The organism is Vulcanimicrobium alpinum (assembly GCF_027923555.1).
GTDB lineage: Bacteria > Vulcanimicrobiota > Vulcanimicrobiia > Vulcanimicrobiales > Vulcanimicrobiaceae > Vulcanimicrobium > Vulcanimicrobium alpinum.
This window is the reverse complement of sequence record NZ_AP025523.1, coordinates 531,462-554,007: the sequence shown is the minus strand read 5'-3', so window position 1 is coordinate 554,007 and position 22,546 is coordinate 531,462. Positions and strand designations below refer to the sequence as shown.

Below are 22,546 nucleotides of genomic sequence, written 5' to 3'. Positions count from 1 at the left end.
AAACCCAACCTATCTGACACTACCGCAAGATCGTACGACTGTCAGATCACATAGTAGCTAGTACAGCATATTTTGCGAAGAGCCGTTTGCTGCGGACCAAGACCGATGCGGTCGACGCTCGAATGCTGGCCCAATTCTGCGCCTCCGAGCGCCCCGCGCTCTGGGAGCCTGATAGCGACGAAATCCTGTCCCTGCGCGGTTTGCTGGCGTATCGCGACCAGCTCATCGCGCAGCGTATTGCCCTTACGCAGATCGTGCAATCCGTCGCCGTCGGAGCAACGCTGCTCAAAATGAACGAAACGCATCTGGTCGGTATCGCGGAGATGGTCAAGCAGATCGAGTCGCAGATCCAAGGTGTTCTTTGCTCGGATGTCACGCTAAGCCGGAACGCGCAGCTTCTTCAGACCATACCAGGCGTCGCGTCCTTGACAGCGGCAAACGTGCTTGCGGAGTTGCCGGTGCATCGGCTCCATAGTGCCAAAGCCGCAGCGGCGTATGCCGGCCTTACGCCGGCAGAGCGGCAGTCCGGGACCTCGGTGAAGGGCAAGCCGCGCATTTGCAAGACAGGCAACGCGAAGCTCCGGCGGGCACTCTACATGGCTGCCCTGACGGCAAAGCGCAAAGTCCCGGCCTTCAAGGAGCTCGCCGATCGCCTCGAAGCGCGCGGTAAGAGCGGCAAGCAAATCATCGTGGCGGTGATGCACAAGCTCGTGCGCCTGGCTTACTCGCTACTCAAGAATCAGCGGCCCTATCAACCCGTATCGGCTTGACGGCGGACACGGAATCTGAGCTTGTCGAAGCGCCGCCTGAGATCTCGGCCGGGAGAAGGCTCGATCGGAGCTGCCCTTCGACAAGCTCAGGGTGACGGGGTGGGTTGACGACGCGACGCACGCTTCGGCGTAGCCTTCTGCGCGTCGCGCGGCGAATGATGCGCGATGCACGTGCGGCTGATCGCGGTCGGAAAGATGCGCGAGCGGTACCTCGCCGCGGCGGCGGCGGATTTTCGCGCGCGGCTGCGGCCCTATCATCGACTCGAGGAGATCGAGGTTCGGGCCGCGGACGGCGCGGAGCCCGAGCGTGCGATGCGCGCGGAGGGCGACGCGATCCTCAAGCTGCTCGAACCTTCGGACTACGTGTGGCTGCTCGAGCGCGGCGGCGAGGCGTTCTCGAGTGAGGAGCTCGCGCGGCGGATCGAGGCGTTGCCGCACCGCGGGATCGCGCGGCTCACGCTCGTCGTCGCCGGGACCTACGGCGCGTCGGAAGCGCTGCTGGCGCGCGCCGACGTGCGCTGGTCGCTCTCGCCGCTGACGCTGCTGCACGAGTGGGCGCGCGTGCTCGTGCTGGAGCAACTGTACCGCGCGGCGAAGATCGCGCGCGATGAACCCTACCACCACTGAGGAGGCCGCACTGCTTTCCCTCGGCGAACTCGCCGCCCGGTTCGCCGCCGCCGCGCGCGCGCTGTGGCCGGATGCCCGGCCCGAGGTCGCCTTCGAACCGCCCCGCCATCCCGAGTTCGGCGACGTTGCGACCAACGTCGCGTTCGGCTTGGCGCGGGCCGCCCGCAAGAAGCCGCAGGAGATCGCCGGCGAGATCATCGCGGCGGCGCTCGCCGACGAGGGCGTGCGCGCGACCGTCGCCGAGGCGACACCGCTCGCGGGGTTCATCAACCTGCGCCTCGTCCCCGAGTTCTGGCAGCGCACGGTCGCCGAGGTCCTGCACGAGGGGACCGGCTACGGGCGCGGGGCCGCGAACGGCGAGCGCATCTCGCTCGAGTTCGGCAGCGCCAACCCGACGGGCCCGCTCGTCGTCGTGCAGGGCCGCACGCTCTCGATCGGCGACACGCTCGCGCGCGCGATGCGGCACGCCGGCTACGACGTCTTCGTCGAGTGGATCATCAACGACGCCGGCTCGCAGCTCGAGGCGCTGGGCCGCTCAGTTTACGCGCGCTATCGTCAGTTGTGGGAGCCGGCGTTCCCCTTCCCCGACGACGGTTATCCCGGCGACTACCTCCTCCCGGTTGCCGAAGCGCTGCGCGCGCGCGACGGCGAGCGCTGGCGCACCGTCGACGAGCGCGAGGCGGCCGGACCGATCGCGAAGTTCGCGCGCGACACGATCGTCGCCGAGCAGCAGGCGATCGCGGCGCGTTTCGGCGTCCGCTACGATCTGTGGCAGTCGGAGCAGGAGCTGCACGACGCCGGCAAGATCGAGGCGGGGATCGCGCGGCTGCGCGATCTCGGTGCGATCTACGAAAAAGACGGCGCGCTGTGGCTGCGCTCCACCGACGCGGGCGACGACGAAGACCGCGTCGTCGTGCGCCGCGACGGCCGCCCGACGTATCTCGCCAACGACATCGCCTACCACTACGAGAAGCTGCAGCGCGCCGATCACGTCGTCGACTTCCTCGGACCCGACCATCACGGCTACATCAAGCGGCTCGATGCGCTCGCGAACGCGTACGGCCGCCCGGGCGCGTTCGAGGTCATCCTCGTCCAGCAGATCACCCTCAAGCGCGGCGACGAGATCCTCTCGATGTCGAAGCGCGCCGGGACGGTCGTCACGCTGGAAGAAGTGATCGACGAGGTCGGCGTCGATGCGGCGCGCTTCTTCTTCGTCATGCTCTCGACCGATCAGCCGTTGACGTTCGATCTCGAACTCGCGAAGAAGCAGTCCAACGACAATCCCGTCTACTACGTCCAGTACGGCCACGCGCGGATCGCGTCGGTGCTGCGCAACGCCGAGCACTCGCACCCCGACGCGCTCGCCGCCGCCCGCGACGGCCGCGGCCTGCAGGCGTTGCGCGACCCGGCCGAACTCGCGCTCGCGCGCCGGCTCGCCGATTTTCCAGGAGTCGTCTCCGGCGTGGCGCGTGCCCGCGCCCCGCACCGCCTCACCAAGTACGCGCGCGACGTCGCGGCGGAGTTCCACGCATTCTACGACGCCTGCCGCGTGCTGACCGACGACGCGGGCGCCACGACCGCGCGTCTGGCGCTGTGCATCGCGACGAAGACGGTCCTCGCGCAGACGCTGGCGCTGTGCGGCGTCAGCGCTCCGGAGTCGATGCGGCGGGAGCCGGCTCGAACGGACGGCTGACGGCGACGACGACGCTCTCGCCCGCATCCGCTGCGGGATCGTCGATCGCGACGTCGACGTGCACGTTGGCCGCGCCGATATTCTCGGCGCGGGTCTGCATCTGCACGACGTAGGGTTGAACGAAGTAGCCGAAGAGCACCCGCAGCAGCGCCGCCGCCGGGATGCCGAGGATCAGCCCCGGCAAGCCGAAGAGCTCGCCGCCGGCGAACACCGCGAACATCACGGTGATCGGCGAGACGCCGAGCGACTGCGACATGATGCGCGGCACGAGCACGTTGTCGGCGACGCGCGCGATCACGAAGATCGCGATCGTCACCCACACCACCATCCCGGTCCCTTGCGGGGCGGCGAGCACCGCCGCGATCACCTGCGCAACGACCATCCCGACGAACGGGACCGCGTAGCCGAGCGCGCAGATCACCGCGACCAGCAGCGCGAAGGTGAAGTGCGCGGGCGCGAGCAGCACTCACACCGCCGCGCCGACGATCGCGCACAGCAGCGCCTGCCCGGCGACGAAGTGGCCGAACACCTCGGCGAGCTCGTGCAGCAGCGCACCCACCTTGACACGGCGGCCCGGCGGCACGAAGCCGAGGATGCCTTCGCGCACCTCGCGCCCTTGCAGCAGGAAGAACACCGAGAGGATGAGCGCCGACGTGCCGACGATGACCGCGCTCACCGCACCGACGACGATCGATCCGACCTCCGCGATCGCGCCGCTCGCGAACGCCGAGATCCGCGACGCGGCTTCGTTTTCCATCTGGTTGAACGTCGGGAGCGGGACGCGGTCGCCGAGGACGGCGTGCAGCGCGCGTTCGGCGTGGCCGAACAGATCGTGCATCACCGCGACGTACTGCGGCGTATTGCCGACGAGCGCGACGATCTGCTCGTACGTCACCGGGACGACGACGAGGGCGAAGAGGACGAGGCCGATGAGGCCGAGGTAGACGACCGCGATCACCGCTGGACGCGGCATCCAGCGTTCGAGCTGCTTCACCAGCGGGTGCGCTCCGAACGCGATGAACGCCGCGATCAGAAACAGCGCGACCGTCTTGGGGATGCGGGCCGCGAACAGCAGCGCGGCGGTGACGACGGCGATCGTGACGACGGCGATCGTGATGACGGTGACGAGCGTCCGCCGCAGCACCGTCGCGTTCACAGCGGTTTGGTCAGCATGCGCCGCTCCGTAACGAAGCCCGCGCCGTCGTACAGCCGGCGGGCCGCGGCGTTGTCTTCGGTGACCATCAGCGTGAGATATTTGAGCCCCGCGCTGCGCGCGCGCCGTTCGGCCTCGTCGAGGAGCGCACGCGCGATCCCGCGTCCGCGGGCATGCGGCTCGACGGCAGTGTACGCCACGAACGCCTGCTGCGTCAGCGTCACCTCGTCGGGGATGTCGAAGAGCAGCAGCAGGAAGCCGGCGCGCTCGCCGTCGGCGTCGGCGACGAGCGCGACGTGCTTGCGCTCGAATGCGAACTGGAGGAGACGGTCGAAGGCGAGCAAGACGTCGGCGTGACGCGCGCCGCGCACCGCCGAGACGCTGCTGGCCGCGCTGCGGCGGCCGAGGTCGCGCACGAACTCACGGTCTGCAGCGACGCCCGGGCGCACCGCGACCGCCGCGTTCATGCCGCCGCCGGCGCCAGCGACCGCAGCGCGTCGAGCAGGAGCGCGTTCTCTTCCGGCGTCCCGATCGTGATGCGCAGCCGTCCCGGCATCCCGAGCGCGTCGCCGCTGCGGGTAACGATCCCGCGCGCGAGCAGCGTTTCGTACGCTTCGGTCGCGGTGCCGCGGACCTCGAGCGCGACGAAGTTCGCCGCGGTCGTATACGCATGCAGACCGAGCCGCTCGAACGCCGGGTACAGCAGCGCTTTCCCGGCCTCGTTGTTGGCGACCGAGCGCCGCAGGAAGTCGTCGTCGTCGAGCGCGGCGAGCGCGGCGACCGCGGCGGGGCGCGAGACGCCGAACGGGACCCGCACGCGTTCGACGTACGCGAGCAGCGCCGCGTCGCCGAGCGCGTAGCCGAAGCGCAACGAGGCAAACCCGTAGATCTTCGACATCGTGCGCAGCACGATCGTCGCGGGGCGCGACGCCGCGTACGCGGCGCCTTCGACCGACCCGGCCGGCATGTACTCGCGGTACGCCTGATCGATCATCAGCACGACGCGCTCGGGAAGCGCGCGCGCGAAGCGCTCGAACGCGCCGCGGTCGACCGCGGTTGCGGTCGGATTGTTGGGATCGACGACGACGACGAGCTTCGTCTTCGGCGTCACGGCCGCGAGCATCGCGTCGAGATCGTGAACGCCGTCACGCAGCGGCACCTTCACCGCGGTCGCGTCGAAGAGCATCGCGTCCTTCGGAAAGAGCGAGAACGTGGGGTCCGCGACGACGACTTCGTCGCCGGGGACGAGCAGCGCCGTGAAGAGCGTGCGCACGACGTCGTTCGAACCGTGCCCGACCAGCACGTTGGCGGCTTGCAGGCCGTGCGGCGCCGCGAGCCGTTCGCGGAGCTCGTGATGGTCGTCGTCGACGTAGATCTGCAGTTCGCCGAGCGACTGCAGCGCGGCGAGCGCTCGCGGCGACGTCCCCAGCGGGTTCTCGTTGGACGAGAGCTTCACGAAATGCTCGAGCCCGTACTTCGCCTTCGCCTGCGACACCGTCGTGCCGGGCGTGTAGGGCTTGAGTTTTGCAACCTGCGGCCGCACCAGCGCGGCGTAGTCGATCGGCACCGGCATCGTTACTTCGAACCGAGATAGCGTGAACCCGGTTCCGTGACCGGTTCGCCGACGGCGCACTGCGGGCAGACCTCGGGATCGTGCGACTCGATCGGCAAGTCGAGCAGCGCGACGGTCGGCACGCGGAAGTCGGCGGGCGCGCGGCGCACGATGATCCCGACGCCCGCGATCTCGGCGCCGTGCGCGCGGACGACGTCGAGGACCTCGCGAACCGAACCGCCGGTCGTCACGACGTCTTCCACAACGAACGCACGGTCGCCGGGGCCCAGCGCGAAGCCGCGCCGCAGCGCCGGCGCACCGTTCTCTTTCTCGACGAAGATTCCGAAGGTTCCCAATTGGCGCGCCGTCTCGTAGCCCAGAACGATCCCGCCGACGGCGGCGCTGACGACGATCGTCGGCGCCAAGGCGCGCGCCGGAACCGCCAGCGACGCGGCGACGCGTTCCATAAGACGCGGATCTTCGAGGATGCGGAACTTCTGCACGAAGCGGTTCGAATGGCGTCCCGACGAGAGCCGGAAGTGCCCTTCCAGCAGCGCGCCGCGCGCGGTGAGTTCGCGTTCCAGCTCGGCGGCCGTCGCTGCGGTCACGCGTTCAGCTCCGCAATTATCGCGCGCGCCGCGCCGACCGGATCGGCGTCGCCGACGATCGGCCGCCCGACGACGGCGTAATCGACGCCGGCTTCGCGCGCCTCGCGCGGCGTTGCGGCGCGCTTCTGATCGCCGTGCGCGCTCCCGGCGGGCCGGATGCCGGGACAGAACGTCCCGAACTCGGTGCCGAAGAACGCTTTGAGATCGGCGGCTTCGCGCACGCTGCACACGACGCCGGCGCAGCGCGCATCGCGCGCCAGCGCCGCGAGCCGGATCGCGTTTTCGCCCGGTCCGCCCGCGAGCCCGAGCTCGCCCAGATCTTCGTTGCCGAGGCTGGTCAGCAGCGTGACCGCGTACACTTCCGGGATCGGAATGCGGAGTTCCGCCGCGCGCTCTCCCGCCGAGCGCACCGCGGCTTCCATCATCGCCGCGCCGCCGAGGGCGTGGATCGTGACCAGACGCACCCCGGGTTCGACTACCGCCCGGACCGCAGCCTCGACCGTTCGGGGAATGTCATGGAGCTTCAAGTCCAGCGCGTATCCGACTTCGTGCTCTCGTAACGCACTCTTGACGGCCTCACCATAGGTGTAGAACGCTTCGTAGCCGATCTTGAAGATGACACCGATCGGGGCCAAGCGTTCGACCAAGGAGACGGCACGCGCCGGGTCAGGGACGTCCAGAGCGACAACCAACTGTGAAGGCGGCATGAAAGCCGTCCTTCGCGAGAACAAGACGCCTGCATTTTTCGTTGTCGAGTCAGTACGGTGCCCTTGAGGGTGCCGAGTAAGGAGAAACCGGGATGCCTGGGATTCAGGTCTTCAAGACGCTAGCCGACGCGCTCCGAGCGGGCTACACCGTCTACGACCGCACCTCCGACGGCTATCTGGTTCGCACCCGCACCGCCCATGGGTGGGCAATGGCCCTGGTGATCTGTCACTAGCGCTGCGCGCGCGAACGACACGCAGACCAAACGGAACGAAGAAAGGGACGAGCCGCTCAGGCGACTCGTCCCGTCTCTTTTTCTCACCCGAGGTTTATCGCACGTCGGGAGGCTGGATGGGTTTCGAGAGTTCTTCGAACCGGCGGCCCGGCTGTTCCCACGGTCCTGAGACCGTCGTGGGCCCCGGCGGAGGCGAGCCGGGCGGCGGCGGTCCGGCGCTCGGCGGCGGGACGAACGTCGGACGGCTCTGCACGTTGGGCAACTGCGCGCCCGAGAGCAGCGCGATGATGATTTGCGCAACGCCGACGAACATCGGGATCAGTCCGCCCAGCAGCCACGGGCCGCCGTGGAACTCGGCCGTCAGCGGCGTGCCGCCGATGAACGAGAGCCCGATCAGGATCGCGAAGCCGATCAGCGCGAGCCGGATCCCTTTGTAGAGCTGCGTCTGCGCGTCGTCGTCGCCGTAGCTCGCGGCGACCGGCGGCGGTACGGGCGGCGGCGTCACGCCGGGCTGCTGCCAGGGCGCGCCGGCCCACGGCCCTTGCTGCTGCTGCTGACGCGCCCACTCGCGGTAGGCCCGGCCGCGCCCGAACGCGCCGTCCGGCGGCGGGACGATCCCGCGCTTGATCATCTCCATCCGCTCGACGAAGCGCATGGCGCGAACGACGATCCACGCCGCGACCGGCAATCCGAAGATGCAGAAGATGGCGAGCGCGGCGACTGCGTTGTCGTGCATGATGGTTAGACGTGTGCCCCCTGAGAGATGGCAATGGAACCGTCGTCGGTCGAGACGGCGAAGCGGCCCCGGCCTCCGCCGAGGCGGACGGCGCGTCCGTTCGTTCCGTCGGTACTCGACGGGAAGTCGCGCACGCTGACGGTGTTGTCCTCGCTGGGATGCGCGACGGCCGTCGCGTCGCTGTCGCTCGCGAAGCCGACGAACACGTCGCCGTCGTGCGTGCTGAGCGCCCCGTCGCCGACCCGCACCTCCGACGCGAACACTTTGCCGAACTCGGTGCGCGCATCGAGCTTCGCAGCGGCGACGCGATCGAAATAGAGCCGGCCGGAGTGCGTGTTTGCGGCGATCGTGTTCCCCTCGACGTCGGTGAGATAGATGCGGCCGTCGTCGCTGCTCACGTCGAGATCGCCGCGATGATCGCGCACCTGGACGCGTCCTTCGGAGGTGCGGCCGACGAACTTCGACCGCAGCCCGCTCGCGTCGATCGCATCCGACGAACGAACCTCGACGCGCGCGTTCGGCGGAACGATCAGGCGCACGTCGTGCGCGAATTCCCCGAACACCAGGTGCACGCCGTCGTCGCCGTGCGTGCTCACGCGGATTCCCTCCGGCGTCTGCTCCGCGACGACCGGCGCGGCATTGCCGGAGAGCCAGCCGTGCGACGTGAACCGCTCGATCACCCGGACCGTCGGCGCGTTCGCCGTCTCGACGATCACCTTGACGCCGCCGACGTCGACCTTCACCGCAGGCGCATAGCCGGTGGTGAAGGTGCGGTCGAGCGCGTTCGCCCCGATCGCGCCGGCGTTCTTCGCATGCAGGTGCGCGAGGCCGGGCATCACCGGGAACACCGATCCGCCGGTGAGCGCGCTGGCCGCAGCTCCGACGATGGCGAGCTCGACGACGACCAAGGCACCGATGAGGGTCGAGCGGGAAATCATGCCCCATGTACGGCTGGGCCGCGCCGGTGTTTCGCTCCGGCGCTGTTGAGGGGTGCCGGCGATGATTTCCGTCGACGCGCGAAACCGCGCTGCCGCTCGCCCGTATATGGGGACATCAGCATGGGAGCGGCTCTCGCGGTGGAACCTCCGCCCGTAGCGGCGCCGGTCGAGGACGACCAGGCGCTGATCGCCGCAACCCTCGCCGGACGCGGCGAGGCGTTCGTGGAGTTAGTGACCCGCTACGAGCGGGCGGTGTTCAACCTCGCGCTGCGGACGCTGCGGGACCGGACCGAGGCCGAGGATGCGGTCCAGGAAGCGTTCTTCAAGGCCTATCGCGCGCTCAACACGTTCCGGCCCGGCGCGAAGTTCTCGACCTGGATCTTCACCATCTGCTACCGGTCGTGCTGCGACCGGCTCGCCAAACGCAAACGGTTCTCCGGCGAAGAGCTCCCCGACCGCGCCGACCCGTCGGCCGGCCCCGAACTCCTCGCAGAACGCAGCGACGAGGCCGCCCGGCTGCGCGCCGCAATCGATGCCCTGCCCGAGAAATACCGTACGGTGATTACCCTCTACCACTTGCAAGGGAAGCAGTACGAAGAGATTGCATCCGTGTTAGACCTTCCGCTGGGAACGGTGAAAACGCACCTCTTTCGTGCTAAAGAACAACTTCGGAAGGCACTGAGCGAATGATGGACGACGACGCACTCGACCGCGCACTCGCGTCGCTCCCCCTGGAGGAGCCGTCGCCGACCCTGCACGCCCGCATCCTGACGGCGACGATCTACCGCCCGCGCCCGATGGTCGCGATGTGGGAAGTCTGGCTGATCGCGACCTTGGCCGCGGTCGCCGTCTGGCTGAGCTGGGCGGTCGTGAGCGCGCCGAGCGCGAGCACCCGGCTTGCCGACCTGGTCACCGACGTCGTCAACGCCGGCGGCCTCAACTCGGTGCAGACCCTTTTGTGGCTGGGCACCGGCATATCGGCGGCGTGGTGGCTGAGCGTGTTCACGACAGCGCCGCGACGCCGCATCCAGCCCTGACCCACGGAACGGGAGTATCGATGAACGGAGTCAGCGAGAATCGCAAGTACAAGGTGCTGCTCGTCGAGGACGACGCGCAGATCCTGCGCGTCCTCAAGCTCGAGCTCGAACACGAGGGCTTCGATGTGGAGACCGCAGCCGACGGACTTTCCGGTTTGGAAAAGGCGCTCAAGGAGCCCGATCTCGTGGTGCTTGATCTGATGCTGCCGAAGCTCGACGGGCTCGAAGTCTGCGCGCGCGTGCGCGCGAAATCGCGCGTCCCAATCATCATGCTGACCGCGAAAGACCGCATCCCCGATCGCGTGGCGGGGCTCGACAAAGGCGCCGACGACTACGTCGTCAAGCCGTTTTCGATCGAGGAACTCCTGGCGCGGATCCGGGCCCGCCTGCGCGAGCGCGAACCGCACGACAGCGTGCTGCGCGCGAAGGACCTCACGATGGACCGCGACCGCCACGAGGTGACGCGCGGCGGCGCCGCCATCCACCTCACCGCCAAAGAGTACGCGCTGCTCGAATACCTGCTGCTGCACCGCAACAAAGTGCACTCGCGCGACGAGCTCTTCAACGGCGTGTGGGGGAGCGATTTCCTCGGCGACTCCAACCTGATCGACGTCTACATCCGTTACCTGCGCGGCAAGATCGACGACCCCTACGACGACAAGCTCATACAGACGGTGCGCGGCGTCGGATACGCGCTCAAAGACTGACCAGCTTACGCACGCGCATCGCGGCGCTCTATGCCGCGCTCATCGTGGTCGTGATCGCGCTCGGCGCGGTCGCGATCGACTTCGCATTGCGCTCCCTGCTCGTCGATCAGGCGAAAGCGCAGATCGCGCAGACGGCCGATCAGATCGCGCTGGTTGCGCGCGAGGCGTCGAGTTTCGGTTTCAGCGAGGACGCGGCACCGGTGCTGATCCGCCTCTCCGATCGCGCGACGCTCGACCGCTGGGCGTCGGCGAACGAGTACATTCAAATCGACACCGCGCAGGGCCAGATCCTCGGGAAGAGTTCGAATTTGGGCGGCGTCGCGTTTGCGCCGGTGACGCCGGGCGGCGACAGGCAGTACACGATGATGCGCGTCGGCGGTGTGCGTCCGACGACGATGCTCGTCCTCGACCGCGTCCTCACCGACGCGGAAGGCCGGGCCTTGGCGGTCGCGCACGTCGGCGAGCGGCTCGACATCGTCGACGAGCTCACCGGACGGGCGCGCGCGATTCTGCTCGCCGTCACGATCGCGGCGATGATCATGATCGCCGGCGCCTCGTACTTCGTCGCGCAGTCGGCGACCGATCCGATCGAACGGCTCACCGCCGCGGTCGCCGAGATCGGCTCCGAGCGGCTCGACCGGCGGCTGCGCTGGCAGCGGCGCGATGAAGTCGGACGGCTCGCGGCGGCGTTCGACGCGATGCTCGACCGCCTGCAGTCCGCCTTCGCGCGCGAACGGCAGTTCATCAGCGACGCGTCGCACGAACTGCGCACGCCGCTCACCGTCATCAACGCCAACGCGCAGATGCTGCAGCGCTGGGGCGACCGCGATCCGCAGGTCCTGCGCACGTCGCTCGAGGCGATCGCCGACGAGAGCGGCCGGCTCGCAGCGATGGTTTCCGGGATGCTGACGCTGGCGAAAGCCGAGTCCGGCGACGCGATTCCCAAGGAACCGCTCGTTGTTGAGCGCATCGTCGACGACGTGGTCCTGCACGCGCGAGAGCCGGCGCACGTCAAAGGGCTCCGGCTCGAGGCCCGTCATCCCGTCGCCGCGCAGACCGTCGTCGTCGGCGACGCCGGGCTGCTGCGCCAGCTGATCACCAACCTGGTCGACAACGCGATCAAGTTCACCGAGTCGGGAGAGGTCGCGGTTGCCGTGCGCCGTGACGACGGCCACGCGATCGTCGAAGTCGCCGACACCGGACCCGGGATCGACGACGCAGCGGCCGACCGGCTGTTCGACCGCTTCTTCCGCGGCGATCCGGCGCACGCGCGGAACATCGAGGGGACGGGACTCGGACTCGCGATCGTGCGCAGCATCGCGCGCGTCCACGGCGGAACCGTCTCGGCGTCCCGGCGCCCCGAGGGCGGCTCCGTCTTCTCCGTCAGCTTGCCTGCCGAGCCGGAATCCTTCACCCCCGCCCAATGACCCCCGTCACGCCCCCGGGATACACTGACCGCGTGGATTTCCTCCGGTTTCGAGCCCCGCGGTGGATCGCTGCGGGGCTCGCGGCGCTGGTCGCGGCGTTCGCCGCGCCGGGCGGGCCCGCGTCGGCGGAGACGTCGCTCGACGTCGCCGACCAGGCGGTCGTCATCATCCAAGTCGCGGGGAAGGGCAACGAACTCACCGTGCGCACCTGGGACCGCTCCACGGTGCAGATCGAGTCGTCGGACATGACGCCGGCAGTCGAGCGCCGGGCCGTCGTCTTCGGCACCGACAAGGTTCCGCTCGCGGCAGCGATCCCGCCGATGCAGTATCCTATCCGCGAGAACGGGCAGGTCACCGGTACCGGGATCATGCCGCCCGAGGACTTTCCCTACGCGTCGTTTCGCCCGGGCCCTCACGATTGGGTCCGCGTGACCGCCGAGGAAGGCTCACACGTCACCGTCACCGTCCCCGCGACGACGGGGATCCTGCAGACGCGCGTCGGGCAAGGGCAGACGGAGATCGACGGCTACCGCGGCGCCAACCTGTTCTTGGTGCAGGGCGCCGGACGCGTTCACGTGAGCGGAGTCGCGACGACGGCATTCGTGCAGATGAATTACGGCGCGGTCTACGCGTCGGACGACACGTTCGATCGCGTGCGCCTGCGTTCCAACGCCGCGCATATCGTCTTCGAGCACTGCCGCAGCAAACAGATTGAAGTCACCACGATCACCGGGTCGGTGGTCTACGACGGCGGGTCGTTCGATCCGGGGTTGGCGCGCTTCGAGTCGCAAAGCGGCAGCATCGGACTCGGCGTGACGTCCTCGGCGCAGCTCGCCGCGCGCTCGCAGGACGGTCACGTGTTCACGCAATTCGACCGCCGCACGCCGGTGGAGCAGAACCCCGACGGCAGCGCGACGGCGAACGTCGGCGGCAACGGCGGGCCGCTGGTGAACGCGATCAGCACCCACGGCAACGTCTTTCTCTACGACGGCACGCTCGCGACACGACGGATTCCCGCGACGGCCGATTGGCGGCCGATCCACCAAATCCTCAACGCGCACCGCCGCGGCCCGGCCGCCGCACCGCGTCCGTCTGCGCCGCACGCCTCGGAGCCGCATCCGGCCGCGGCCGCGATCCGCGCTAGAGCAGGAATTTTCGCAGGACGGCAACGTCGAGTTTGAACGTGTGCTGCGGAAGCACCGCGTCGACATTGTAGCCGCAAGCAGCGAAAAAGCGCTGCGCGGGGCGGTCGTGAAAGACCTCGACCGTCATTTTGTGGCAGTTGTAGTAGTTCGCGATCTCCTCGGCGTGCGCGAGCAGGAGCCCTCCGATCCCGGCGCGCCGCCGATCGGCGACGACGTACAGCGCGTCGACGTGCGCCAGCGACGCCGCGATGCGCAGGCGCAGCGACCCTGCGATCGCGTCGCCGTCGCGTGCCATCAGATCGTGCGACTGCTCGTGCCACACGACGCGAAAGTTCCATAACTCCGACCGCCAGTCGCGATCGTGTTCGCGCCAAAACGCATCGGCTGCGCCGGGTTTGGCCCGTTCGATCTCAAGCGGCATCGTACGTCCAGCCGTCGTACGCGGCGAACGTCTTCACCCCGGTCGCGTCTTCGATCTCGTACGCGAGCCGCTTGGGATCGCGTTCGAGCATGCGTGTCCCGAAGTGCGACATGATCGCGGCGCCGGGTCGAATCGCGTCGATGAGCGTGCGCGCGTCGTCGAAGGTGAGGTGATCGACGTCCATCGTGTCGCGATACCGCAGAACGTTGAGCACGAGCACGTCGGGCGCGTGCGCGCGAAAGTCGTCGGCGATCGCGTCGAAGTAGCGCGTGCACGGAAGATACGACACCCTCGCCTCCGGCGTGCGAAAGTGCAGCCCGTACGCTTCGACCGGATGCTTCAACCGCATCGACGCGCGCAGTTCGACGTCGCCGATCGCAAACGGCCCGCTGTGCTCGGCGACGACGAACTCGGCCGGCACGAAACGCCGCGCGTACGGGAACACCACGGGCTCCTCATCGCGGTCGAGGGCGTCGCGCGGAGCGCACAGCGCGCCGCGCGGCCGCCAGCCGCCCTGGCACATCGCCTCGATCATCGCGTTGACGTCGCCGGCGTGATCCAGATGCTTGTGCGAGAGCACGATCGCGTCGAGCGTCGCGGGGTCGCACGGCGGGACGAGGGCGAGCGCCCGGACCAGCGCGCCCGGCCCCGGATCGACGTGGACGTTCGTCGTGCCGGTGCGCAGCCAGAAGCCGGCCGAGGACCGGATCTGCTTGGCAACGACCCACCGCGCGCCGCCGGTGCCGAGGAATCGGAGGGAGACCACGAGCGGCCGTTCGCACCATCCGCCGCGCCGACCTCGACGCCCCCGGACCGCACTTTTTTCGGCAAATCTCGCGCTATAGGCAGGACCTATATTAGGATTTCCTAAGTTGGAAAACCTCATGCGATGGAATGCGATAACCATGCGGGTTTGCGCGACACTATCGGTTTTGCCTATAGCAGCGGCTTCCCCGGCCTCGGCGATACCGTATTTTGCGCACGAATATGGGCTGGCGTGCCAAAAATGTCACACCGTCGTGCCCCGGCTGAACGACTTCGGCGAGGCGTTCCTCGAGCACGGGTACCAGCTTCCGGGAGCGACCCGGAACCGCGTCTTTCCGCTGGCGACCAAGATCAATCTGGCCTATACCAGCGAGCCGGATCCCTCGGGGCTGCCGAAGGCGACCGTCGATGAGGTGGAAGTGTTTTTGGCCGGGACCCCATCGAGCCGCACGAATTACTTCGTCGAGCAGTATCTCGTCGACGGCGGACGCCCCGGGGCAACTCGCGACGCGTGGATCGCGCAGCGGCTGAGCGGTGAGGGCGCCCGGGTACCCGTGTATCTGCAGGCCGGCGCATTCACGCTCCCGGTCCCGGTCGAACCGGAGACGTTTCGCGAGACGTCGCAGCATTATGCCGTCTTCGATCAAGTCGTCGGGAGCAATCCGTTCAACTTCTTCGATCCCAAGAGCGGCGTGCTGCTGCGTGCGGGACGCAACGACGCGGGGCTGCAGGTGCAGGCTGCGGTGCTGCAGGGCCACGACAAGCAGAGTGGGCTCGCGACGGTCGGCGCGGATACGATGGCGTCGGCTGCACAGACGTTCGGGCCGCTCACGCTTTCGCTGTACCGATACGACGGCCGGCGTCCCGACGGGCTCGGCACCAACCGCTTCTGGCGCCAAGGGTTCGGGATCGTGGCGGGCGACGCGCGCTGGACGAGCGAGACGGTGCTCCAGACCGGGCATGACGGCAGCATCGACGGTGGCGGAACGCCGGGCTCGTCGAGCGGCGGTTTTACACAGCTGCGGTACGAATTGAACCGGCGCGTCTTCGCGGTCGCGCGCTACGAAGGGACGAACGATCCGGTGAACGGCATCGCGCGCGATTTCGTCGGCACGCTCGGGTATCGGATGACGCGCAACTCGCGGCTCACCGTGGAAGACGTGGTTCAGCACGTCCCGTGGACGAAGCACACGCTCAACACGCAGTACCTGGTGGCGTACTGATGCGCTGCGTGCTGCGCGCTGCCGCACTGATCGCGTGCGTTGCGCTCGTGCAGAGCGCTGCCGGAGCGCAAGGCGCGACGGCGCTTGCGATCGACGCGGCGCACTCGCGCGCGCGCTTCACGGTGACGCATCTCTATCTCGCGCACGTGAGCGGTACGGTGCCGATCGTGGCGGGGACGATCGCCCTGGCCGGTTCCGGCGCACTGCCCGCGCGGATCACCGCGACGCTCGATCCGCGCCGCGTCGACAGCGGTAACGCCGACCGCGACGAGGATCTACAGGGGCCCGACTGGTTCGACACGGCGAAGTTTCCGGTGTGGACGTTCGCCAGCACGGCCGTGCGCGGCGGGAGCAGCGGCGGGACGTTCGTGGTCGACGGCATTCTGACCGTACACGGCGTGACGCAGCCCGTCGCGCTCACGGTGACGCCGGGCGGCTCGAGCGCGCGTCCGTCGTATCACGCGGTCGGCAAACTCGATCGCCATGGGTTCGGGATGCGCACCACGCCGATCGACGGCCTTATCGGCACCGACGTCGAATTGACCCTCGACGTCGAAACCCAGTCACGCTGAGCGTTCCGTCACGCTGAGCTTGTCGAAGGCAGTCGCAATCGCGACGGTCATGCGGCCGCCCTTGTGCGCGATGACGGCGGCGCATCGACAAGCAACGTGACGGGGGGCTACTTGAACGAGGCCAGCCCGTCGTCGCACATCACGGTGCTGCCGTTGACGACGTCGGCTTCGTCTTCGCACAGCCAGACGACGACGTTCGCGATCCCCTCGGGGGTGAGGATCTTGCGGCGCATCTGCGCGCGCTCGAGCACCGGCTCGAGCCCGCGGTCGCGATAGCCCTGGATGATCGGCGTGTCGACCGTACCGGGTGCGATGCCGACGACGCGGATCCCGAACGGCGCGAGTTCGAGGGCCGCGGCCTGCGTCATCATCTTCACCGCGCCCTTCGACGCGTGATACCCGATCACGCCGTGCGATGCGAGGAACCCGTACACCGACGCGGTGTTGACGATCGTTCCGTGGACCCCGAGGTCGCGCATCGCGCGCCCCGCCGCGACGATCCCGTAAAAGACGCCGTGCTGGTTCACCCGCACGACGCGGTCGAACTGCTCCGCCGTGTGCTCGAGCAGGGGCGCCCACGCGCCGATCCCGGCGTTGTTGAACATCGCGTGGATCGCGCCGAAGCGTTCCACCGCGCGCGCGACCAGCGCGTCGACCTGCGCCTGCTCGGCGACGTCGGTATGAACGAATTCCGCTTCGCCGCCGCCGCGCTCGACCAGCGCGACCGTCTCGCGGCCGCCCTCGTCGTTCACGTCGCCCGCGACGACGCGCGCGCCCTTTCGCGCGAACGCGAGCGCGGCCGCCCGGCCGATCCCGCTGCTCGCGCCCGTGACGACGGCGACGTGCCCCTCTTGCATCCCCGGCGCTTCGTTCTCGGCGAAGCGCCTCTTGCTATGCGAGCGCGGGGAGCGTCGCGAAACTGCCGCCGACGATCGCGACCGACGGCCGTCCCAGCCAGCGTTCGAGGACGGTCGCGTAGACGGAACGGAAATCCGTCGAGTACGCGAGATTCCCCATCGAGAGACGGGACAGATCGGGGTGCTGTCCGTACAAGCCGCCCTTGACGCCACCGCCGATCAGGAACACCGGCGCCGCTTCGCCGTGATCGGTCCCGCGGCTCGCGTTCTCGGCGACGCGGCGGCCGAACTCGCTGAACGTCATCGTCAGCACGCGCCCGTCGTTGCCGTGCGCGGCGAGGTCGTCATAAAACGCCGTGATCGCGTTGGCGAAATCGGCGAGCAGGCGGTCCTGCGTCGCCTTCTGGGTCACGTGCGTGTCGAACGAGCCGTGCTGGATGTACAGCACGCGCGTGCCGAGTTTCGAGCCGACGATCTGCGCGGCCAGCGCGAGGCTGCGCCCCAGCGGCGTCGCGGGATAGTTCGCCTCGGTCTTGTAGCCGGCGACGAGTTTGGGGAGTTCCTCGGCGCCGCGCTGGGCGTGATCTTCGATCTGCGCGACCTGCGCGAGGAACGGCGAGCGGAACGGGACGGAGCGGTCGCGGACGAATTCGTGGAACGCTTCGCGGTCGGCGGTGCGGCGGTCGCTGCGCAGACCGTAGCCGCGCAGCGCGTCGATCGCCGGCACGTCGGTCTTCTTTGCGATCAGCACTTCGGGGAGGATATTGTTGAGCGCGACGGCGTTGAAGAGGTTGTCCGGCGGCAGCCCCGCGTCGTCGAGGTAGCGGCCCAGCCACCCGGTCGATTCATACGCTTTCGGCGCGGCGGTCTGCCAGATCTCGGTCGAGCGGAAATGCGAGTGATCAGGGTCGGGATAGCCGACGCCCTGCACGATCGCGACCTTCCCGCCGTCGTACATCTTCTTGAACGGTGCGAGGGACGGGTTGAGGCCGACGGTGTCGTCGATCCGCAGCACGTCCGATTGCGGGATGCCGATCGAGGGGCGATAGCGGTAGTACTCCGGCATCCCGAACGGGACGACGGTGTTAAGCCCGTCGTTGCCGCCTTGGAAATTGATGACGAGCAGCACGCGGTCGGCGGCGGCCGGCAGTCCCGGAAGCGGCGACTGCGCGAGCGCCTGTGCGAACACGTTGTCGAACGTCCCGACCACTGAGAGTCCGGAGATCGCACCGAGCAAGAAGGTGGAACGTTTCATCGAGTCATCATCCTGTCACGCGAGCTGGTAGGCGGGCATCGCCATGGTGAGGTAGGCGGCGCCGCGGACGCGTTCGTCGACGTTTTCGCCGGAGAGTTCGGCCAGCGCGGCTTGACCCACACCGCCCAGATACGACACGAGCTGCGCGCTCGCCGCCGGTGAGACGTCGCCCTGCAGCAGCGTCTGCGTCAGCGCGTACGCGATCTGTTTGGGATCCATCGTTCGCAGCGTCGGCCCGAGCCACGTCGCCAGATCCATCATCTTCGGATTCTGCGCGACGCCGTTGGCGAAGTTCTCGCGCGTGAGCAGCGTCGCGCTGCTCAGCCACGCCGCGCCGCCGTCCCAGCCCTTGACGTTGGGCGGATAGAACAGCATCTGTCCCATCGCACGCAGCGCGGCGAGCTCGACCGGCACGACATTGGGAACGCCGAAGAGCTGGTGCGTGCCCACCACATACTCCACCGGACTCTTCACCAGCGCGCGATAGGCGCGATCGCTGAAGAACACGTTGCTCGCCAAGAGCGTCGCCATCACCGGTCGCATCTCGAAGTTGTGCGTGCGCAGCAGCGCGGCGACCTGATCGACGAGCTGCGGTTCGGGTTCCATGTAGACGAAGAAGGCGAGCAGCTTCGTCGCGAACCAGCGCGCCGAGGCCGGCTGCTCGAAGATGATCCGCACGATGTCGGCGCCGTCGAAATTGCCGGTGCGCCCCAGGAACGTCTTCGTTCCGTCGTCGTGCTGGTTGCGGTTGAACTCGAACGAGCCGGTGCCGTCGGGCTCGCGGCGGAACGTCCAGCCGGTGAAGGCGCGCGCCGACTCGCGAATGTCCTGCTCGGTGTAGTTGCCGATCCCCAGCGTGAAGAGCTCCATGAGCTCGCGCGCGTAGTTCTCGTTCGGATGCGAGCGCTGGTTGACGTTGTTGTCGAGATAGCGCAGCATCGCGGGATCCTGCGAGACGTGCAGCGTCAGATCGCGCACGTTGCCGAGCGCGTACTCGCGGAAGAGCTGGTTCTGCTTGAAGAGTTCCTGCGCCGTCGTGCCCTTCTCCGGCGAACTCGTGAAGTGCCCGTGCCAGAAGAGCGTCATCTTCTCTTGCAGCGGCGCGGGCGAGCCGATCATGCGCTCGAGCCACCACGTCTGCATCGCGATCAGGTTGGCGCGCCGCTCGCGGTTGCGCTGCATCACGAAGGCCTTGCGGGCTTCGGCGGTCTGCTCGTCGGCCGCCATCCCGGTCATGAAACCGCGGAAGAGGCCGCGCGGCGGGAGCGCCGGCGTCTGCAGCGCGGGCGCGGCCGGCAGCGATCCGGTATCGGCGAACTGGACCAGCGACGCGACCGCCGCGCGCGGCGACATCCCGGCCACGCGTTCCACGTCGGCGGCCGAGCCGCCGAAACCGGCGCGCCGCAGCAGGTGGGCCGCCAGCCGGCGGTTCCACGGCCCGTTATACGGCAACAGCGCCGTCGCGGCGTCAAGCGCGCCGGGCGGGCGATACGAAGCGGGTGCGTTGGTCTGGGCGGCCACGATGCCATCCTAGCGCGCCTGCCGCCGTTTGCGTGCTGCGGGATGGATATTCTCACACGGGCTTAAATCGGCATCGCGTGACCCTTCTGGCGACCCGGGTCGATTCCCGATCCGACGATTTCGACATCAACGCGCGCGCGATGCAGGCGCTCGTCGACGATCTGCGCGCGCAGCTCGCGCTGGTGCGCGGCGGCGGCGGCCCCGACGCGGTCGCCCGACACCGCAAGCGCGGCAAGCTGACGGCGCGCGACCGCGTCGACCGCCTCGTCGATCCCGGCACGCCGTTCCTGGAGTTCTCCGCGCTCGCCGCACACGGGATGTACCGCGGTGACGCGCCGGCAGCCGGGATCGTCACCGGGATCGGGACGATCGACGGCGTCGACTGCGTGATCGTCGCGAACGACGCGACCGTCAAGGGCGGCACCTACTATCCGATGACGGTGAAGAAGCATCTGCGCGCGCAGGAGATCGCCGAGCAGAACGGCCTCGCGTGCATCTACCTCGTCGACTCGGGCGGCGCGTTCTTGCCGTTGCAGGACGAGGTGTTTCCGGACCGCGATCACTTCGGGCGCATCTTTTACAATCAGGCGCGCATGTCGGCGCAGAAAATACCGCAGATCGCCGCGGTGATGGGTTCGTGCACCGCGGGCGGTGCGTATGTCCCGGCGATGGCCGACGAGTCGATCATCGTCAAAGACCAGGGCACGATCTTTCTGGGGGGTCCGCCGTTGGTGCAAGCGGCGACCGGCGAGATCGTCACCGCCGAAGAACTCGGCGGCGCCGACGTGCACACGCGCATCAGCGGCGTCGTCGATCACTACGCCGTCGACGACGAACACGCGCTCGGGATCGTGCGCCAGATCGTCGGCCGGCTCGAGCGGCGGCCGTACGATCCGTGGCCGGTGCGCGATACGAAACCGCCGGCGCGCGATCCCGCTGAACTGTACGGGATCGTCCCCGCCGACCCGCGTCAGACCTTCGACGTGCGCGAAGTGATCGCGCGGATCGTCGACGCGTCGGAGTTCGCGGAGTTCAAAGCGCGCTACGGCGCGACGCTGGTCTGCGGGTTCGCGCATCTCGAGGGGCATCCGGTCGGGATCCTCGCGAACAACGGCATTCTTTTCAGCGAGTCGGCGCTCAAGGGCGCGCACTTCATCGAGCTCTGCTGCCGCCGCGGTATTCCGCTGCTCTTTCTGCAGAACATCACCGGATTCATGATCGGCAAGGAATATGAAAACCGCGGGATCGCGAAGGACGGCGCGAAGCTCGTCACCGCCGTCGCGTGCGCCGCGGTGCCGAAGTTCACCGTCGTGATCGGCGGCAGTTTCGGCGCGGGCAACTACGGGATGTGCGGACGCGCCTACGCGCCGCGCCAACTTTGGATGTGGCCCAACGCGCGGATCAGCGTGATGGGCGGCCAGCAGGCGGCGTCGACGCTGCTCACGGTGCGCATGAACGCCGACGCCGAGAAGCACAAGCCCGCGCTGACGCAGGAAGAACAGGACGCGTTCAAAGCGCCGATCCTGCAGAAATACGAAAACGAGGGTAACCCGTACCACTCGACCGCGCGCATCTGGGACGACGGGATCATCGATCCGATGGACACCCGTCGCGTGCTCGCAATCGGCTTGCGCGCCGCGCGTTATTGTCCCGCGAGCGACACCGAATTCGGCATTTTCCGGATGTAACGCTCCGCCGCCCCGGCGGGTCGAACAGCATCGTGGACATGCGCACGACGGCGGCCTATGCGGCGATGTGTGCGATCTGGGGGACAACCTGGCTCGCAATCAAGATCAGCCTCGCGGCCCTCCCGCCGCTGACGGGAGCGGGCGTGCGTTTCGTCGTCGCGGCGCTGTTCCTGTGGCTGCTGGCGCGCCTCGTGCCGGCCGAGCGCGGCACGAAAGCGCCGTGGGCGACGATCCTGCTCCTCGCCGCGACGCTCTTCGGCGGCAACTACGCGCTGACGTACTACGCCGAGACGGGCCTCGCATCGGGTCTCGTCGCGGTGCTCTTCGGGACGTTGCCGTTCTGGGTGTTCGCGCTGGGCGCGCTGCTGTTCGGCGAACGCGTCGGGGCGAATGCGATCGTGGGCGCCGCGCTCGCGCTGGCCGGCGTCGCCGCGATCTCGATCGGCCCCGACGTCCACGGTGCGCTCCCGTACATCCTCGCAACGCTCGCCGCCGCGGCGATCTCGGCCTACGCCAACATCGAACTCAAGCGTCACGCCGGCACCAACCCGCTGCGCACGCTCCCGCCCGCGATGCTGATCGCCGGCGCCGCGATGACGCTCGCCGGGATCGCGTTCGAGCATCCGGACTGGCAGCGCGCCCTCGCGCCGCCGTCGATCGGTGCAGTACTGTATCTCGCGGTACTCGGCAGCGGGATCGCGTTTTATCTCAACCATTGGCTGCTGCAGCGGCTGCAGACCTGGGTCGTCGGCCTCTCCGCGCTCGTGATCCCGGTGCTCGCGGTCGCCGTCGGGGCATTGCTGGGCGGCGAGCACTTCGGTGCGCGCGAGCTTGCCGGCAGCGCGCTCGTGATCGCGGGAATCTGGCTCGCCCTGCGCACGGCGCAGCGTCAGGTGCTGCCGGAAAACTAG

General features: G+C 68.4%; 24 protein-coding genes and 1 pseudogene. 13 read left to right on the top strand and 12 right to left on the bottom strand.

Annotated elements, in window-relative coordinates; translation table 11 throughout:
- Nucleotides 1-29: 29 nt before the first annotated feature.
- The 3 genes from WPS_RS02705 (at nt 30) to argS (ending at nt 3,090) form a co-directional block, all read left to right on the top strand.
- Nucleotides 30-770 (top strand): IS110 family RNA-guided transposase, encoded by a 741-nt coding sequence (locus WPS_RS02705; RefSeq protein ID WP_317997481.1) that lies wholly within the window; start codon nt 30-32, stop codon nt 768-770.
- 165 nt (nt 771-935) lie between these two features.
- Nucleotides 936-1,397 (top strand): 23S rRNA (pseudouridine(1915)-N(3))-methyltransferase RlmH, encoded by a 462-nt coding sequence (locus WPS_RS02700; RefSeq protein WP_317996324.1) that lies wholly within the window; start codon nt 936-938, stop codon nt 1,395-1,397.
- The gene (gene argS, locus WPS_RS02695) at nt 1,378-3,090 is read left to right on the top strand and encodes an arginine--tRNA ligase (protein ID WP_317996323.1); all 1,713 of its coding nucleotides are present in this window, start codon (nt 1,378-1,380) and stop codon (nt 3,088-3,090) included. The genes WPS_RS02700 and argS overlap by 20 nt, the downstream gene beginning before the upstream one ends.
- Here argS and WPS_RS02690 read toward each other — a convergent pair.
- The 5 genes and pseudogenes from WPS_RS02690 to pyrF form a co-directional block, all read right to left on the bottom strand.
- Nucleotides 3,041-4,234, bottom strand: a pseudogene (locus WPS_RS02690) (AI-2E family transporter). The gene argS and the pseudogene WPS_RS02690 sit on opposite strands and share 50 nt — an antisense overlap.
- Nucleotides 4,235-4,242: 8 nt before the next feature.
- Nucleotides 4,243-4,710 carry a GNAT family N-acetyltransferase gene (locus WPS_RS02685; protein ID WP_317996322.1) on the bottom strand — a complete coding sequence of 156 codons (468 nt, stop codon included), beginning with the start codon at nt 4,708-4,710 and terminating at the stop codon, nt 4,243-4,245.
- Complete coding sequence (gene hisC, locus WPS_RS02680) at nt 4,707-5,816, bottom strand: histidinol-phosphate transaminase (protein ID WP_317996321.1); 1,110 nt, start codon at nt 5,814-5,816, stop codon at nt 4,707-4,709. The genes WPS_RS02685 and hisC overlap by 4 nt, the downstream gene beginning before the upstream one ends.
- 2 nt (nt 5,817-5,818) lie before the next feature.
- Nucleotides 5,819-6,403 carry an orotate phosphoribosyltransferase gene (pyrE, locus tag WPS_RS02675; RefSeq protein WP_317996320.1) on the bottom strand — a complete coding sequence of 195 codons (585 nt, stop codon included), beginning with the start codon at nt 6,401-6,403 and terminating at the stop codon, nt 5,819-5,821.
- On the bottom strand, nt 6,400-7,110 hold the full coding sequence (pyrF, locus tag WPS_RS02670) for an orotidine-5'-phosphate decarboxylase (RefSeq protein ID WP_317996319.1): 711 nt from the start codon (nt 7,108-7,110) through the stop codon (nt 6,400-6,402). The genes pyrE and pyrF overlap by 4 nt, the downstream gene beginning before the upstream one ends.
- Before the next feature lie 92 nt (nt 7,111-7,202).
- Between pyrF and WPS_RS02665 the strand changes: the two genes are divergently transcribed.
- A complete protein-coding gene (locus WPS_RS02665) occupies nt 7,203-7,343 on the top strand; it encodes a hypothetical protein (RefSeq protein WP_317996318.1) in 141 nt (46 codons plus the stop codon).
- 94 nt (nt 7,344-7,437) lie between these two features.
- Here WPS_RS02665 and WPS_RS02660 read toward each other — a convergent pair whose 3' ends face one another.
- Both WPS_RS02660 and WPS_RS02655 read right to left on the bottom strand, forming a co-directional pair.
- Nucleotides 7,438-8,079, bottom strand: a complete 642-nt coding sequence (locus WPS_RS02660) for a hypothetical protein (RefSeq protein WP_317996317.1) — start codon at nt 8,077-8,079, stop codon at nt 7,438-7,440.
- Between the two features lie 5 nt (nt 8,080-8,084).
- On the bottom strand, nt 8,085-9,017 hold the full coding sequence (locus WPS_RS02655; protein ID WP_317996316.1) for a DUF4097 family beta strand repeat-containing protein: 933 nt from the start codon (nt 9,015-9,017) through the stop codon (nt 8,085-8,087).
- Nucleotides 9,018-9,155: 138 nt separating this feature from the next.
- Between WPS_RS02655 and WPS_RS02650 the strand changes: the two genes are divergently transcribed.
- The 5 genes from WPS_RS02650 to WPS_RS02630 are packed head-to-tail and all read left to right on the top strand — an operon-like array spanning nt 9,156 to nt 13,369.
- Nucleotides 9,156-9,707 carry an RNA polymerase sigma factor gene (locus WPS_RS02650; RefSeq protein ID WP_317996315.1) on the top strand — a complete coding sequence of 184 codons (552 nt, stop codon included), beginning with the start codon at nt 9,156-9,158 and terminating at the stop codon, nt 9,705-9,707.
- Nucleotides 9,704-10,054 (top strand): hypothetical protein, encoded by a 351-nt coding sequence (locus WPS_RS02645; RefSeq protein ID WP_317996314.1) that lies wholly within the window; start codon nt 9,704-9,706, stop codon nt 10,052-10,054. The genes WPS_RS02650 and WPS_RS02645 overlap by 4 nt, the downstream gene beginning before the upstream one ends.
- A gap of 20 nt (nt 10,055-10,074) precedes the next feature.
- Nucleotides 10,075-10,761 (top strand): response regulator transcription factor, encoded by a 687-nt coding sequence (locus tag WPS_RS02640; RefSeq protein ID WP_317996313.1) that lies wholly within the window; start codon nt 10,075-10,077, stop codon nt 10,759-10,761.
- A gap of 50 nt (nt 10,762-10,811) precedes the next feature.
- Nucleotides 10,812-12,188: a sensor histidine kinase gene (locus WPS_RS02635; protein WP_317996312.1), complete on the top strand. Its 1,377-nt coding sequence runs from the start codon at nt 10,812-10,814 to the stop codon at nt 12,186-12,188.
- A gap of 32 nt (nt 12,189-12,220) precedes the next feature.
- Nucleotides 12,221-13,369, top strand: coding sequence for a DUF4097 family beta strand repeat-containing protein (locus WPS_RS02630; protein WP_317996311.1), 1,149 nt, complete (start codon nt 12,221-12,223; stop codon nt 13,367-13,369).
- Here the strand turns inward: WPS_RS02630 and WPS_RS02625 are convergent.
- Together WPS_RS02625 and WPS_RS02620 are read right to left on the bottom strand one after the other, a co-directional pair.
- The gene (locus tag WPS_RS02625) at nt 13,329-13,754 is read right to left on the bottom strand and encodes a GNAT family N-acetyltransferase (protein ID WP_317996310.1); all 426 of its coding nucleotides are present in this window, start codon (nt 13,752-13,754) and stop codon (nt 13,329-13,331) included. The two genes, WPS_RS02630 and WPS_RS02625, sit on opposite strands and share 41 nt — an antisense overlap.
- Entirely contained in the window at nt 13,744-14,520 is a 777-nt protein-coding gene (locus tag WPS_RS02620) for an MBL fold metallo-hydrolase (protein WP_317996309.1), read from the bottom strand. Before WPS_RS02620 ends, WPS_RS02625 begins: the two co-directional genes overlap by 11 nt.
- Nucleotides 14,521-14,773: 253 nt before the next feature.
- Here WPS_RS02620 and WPS_RS02615 point away from each other — a divergent pair, with 253 nt between their 5' ends.
- Together WPS_RS02615 and WPS_RS02610 are read left to right on the top strand one after the other, a co-directional pair.
- Nucleotides 14,774-15,742 carry a hypothetical protein gene (locus WPS_RS02615; RefSeq protein ID WP_317996308.1) on the top strand — a complete coding sequence of 323 codons (969 nt, stop codon included), beginning with the start codon at nt 14,774-14,776 and terminating at the stop codon, nt 15,740-15,742.
- A gap of 8 nt (nt 15,743-15,750) precedes the next feature.
- Nucleotides 15,751-16,314, top strand: a complete 564-nt coding sequence (locus WPS_RS02610) for a YceI family protein (protein WP_317996307.1) — start codon at nt 15,751-15,753, stop codon at nt 16,312-16,314.
- Between the two features lie 107 nt (nt 16,315-16,421).
- Here WPS_RS02610 and WPS_RS02605 read toward each other — a convergent pair whose 3' ends face one another.
- From WPS_RS02605 to WPS_RS02595, 3 genes are read right to left on the bottom strand one after another with little or no spacing between them, the layout of a single operon-like run.
- Complete coding sequence (locus tag WPS_RS02605) at nt 16,422-17,171, bottom strand: SDR family NAD(P)-dependent oxidoreductase (protein WP_317996306.1); 750 nt, start codon at nt 17,169-17,171, stop codon at nt 16,422-16,424.
- Nucleotides 17,172-17,205: 34 nt separating this feature from the next.
- The gene (locus WPS_RS02600; protein WP_317996305.1) at nt 17,206-18,426 is read right to left on the bottom strand and encodes a DUF1501 domain-containing protein; all 1,221 of its coding nucleotides are present in this window, start codon (nt 18,424-18,426) and stop codon (nt 17,206-17,208) included.
- Nucleotides 18,427-18,441: 15 nt separating this feature from the next.
- Entirely contained in the window at nt 18,442-19,947 is a 1,506-nt protein-coding gene (locus WPS_RS02595; protein ID WP_317996304.1) for a DUF1800 domain-containing protein, read from the bottom strand.
- Between the two features lie 77 nt (nt 19,948-20,024).
- On the opposite strand from WPS_RS02595, the gene WPS_RS02590 reads away from it, so the two are divergent.
- Both WPS_RS02590 and WPS_RS02585 read left to right on the top strand, forming a co-directional pair.
- Nucleotides 20,025-21,635: a carboxyl transferase domain-containing protein gene (locus tag WPS_RS02590; RefSeq protein WP_317996303.1), complete on the top strand. Its 1,611-nt coding sequence runs from the start codon at nt 20,025-20,027 to the stop codon at nt 21,633-21,635.
- A 38-nt stretch (nt 21,636-21,673) separates the two neighbouring features.
- On the top strand, nt 21,674-22,546 hold the full coding sequence (locus tag WPS_RS02585) for a DMT family transporter (protein ID WP_317997480.1): 873 nt from the start codon (nt 21,674-21,676) through the stop codon (nt 22,544-22,546).

What these genes read in the sequence shown, in the direction of transcription:
- WPS_RS02665 (WP_317996318.1), top strand. Translation starts at nt 7,203, where the DNA reads ATGCCTGGGATTCAGGTCTTCAAGACGCTAGCCGACGCGCTCCGAGCG.
- WPS_RS02685 (WP_317996322.1), bottom strand. Translation starts at nt 4,710, where the DNA reads ATGAACGCGGCGGTCGCGGTGCGCCCGGGCGTCGCTGCAGACCGTGAG.
- WPS_RS02640 (WP_317996313.1), top strand. Translation starts at nt 10,075, where the DNA reads ATGAACGGAGTCAGCGAGAATCGCAAGTACAAGGTGCTGCTCGTCGAG.
- WPS_RS02600 (WP_317996305.1), bottom strand. Translation starts at nt 18,426, where the DNA reads ATGAAACGTTCCACCTTCTTGCTCGGTGCGATCTCCGGACTCTCAGTG.
- WPS_RS02585 (WP_317997480.1), top strand. Translation starts at nt 21,674, where the DNA reads ATGCGCACGACGGCGGCCTATGCGGCGATGTGTGCGATCTGGGGGACA.
- WPS_RS02660 (WP_317996317.1), bottom strand. Translation starts at nt 8,079, where the DNA reads ATGCACGACAACGCAGTCGCCGCGCTCGCCATCTTCTGCATCTTCGGA.
- WPS_RS02605 (WP_317996306.1), bottom strand. Translation starts at nt 17,171, where the DNA reads ATGCAAGAGGGGCACGTCGCCGTCGTCACGGGCGCGAGCAGCGGGATC.
- WPS_RS02700 (WP_317996324.1), top strand. Translation starts at nt 936, where the DNA reads ATGCACGTGCGGCTGATCGCGGTCGGAAAGATGCGCGAGCGGTACCTC.
- hisC (WP_317996321.1), bottom strand. Translation starts at nt 5,816, where the DNA reads ATGCCGGTGCCGATCGACTACGCCGCGCTGGTGCGGCCGCAGGTTGCA.
- WPS_RS02625 (WP_317996310.1), bottom strand. Translation starts at nt 13,754, where the DNA reads ATGCCGCTTGAGATCGAACGGGCCAAACCCGGCGCAGCCGATGCGTTT.
- argS (WP_317996323.1), top strand. Translation starts at nt 1,378, where the DNA reads ATGAACCCTACCACCACTGAGGAGGCCGCACTGCTTTCCCTCGGCGAA.
- pyrF (WP_317996319.1), bottom strand. Translation starts at nt 7,110, where the DNA reads ATGCCGCCTTCACAGTTGGTTGTCGCTCTGGACGTCCCTGACCCGGCG.
- WPS_RS02655 (WP_317996316.1), bottom strand. Translation starts at nt 9,017, where the DNA reads ATGATTTCCCGCTCGACCCTCATCGGTGCCTTGGTCGTCGTCGAGCTC.
- WPS_RS02645 (WP_317996314.1), top strand. Translation starts at nt 9,704, where the DNA reads ATGATGGACGACGACGCACTCGACCGCGCACTCGCGTCGCTCCCCCTG.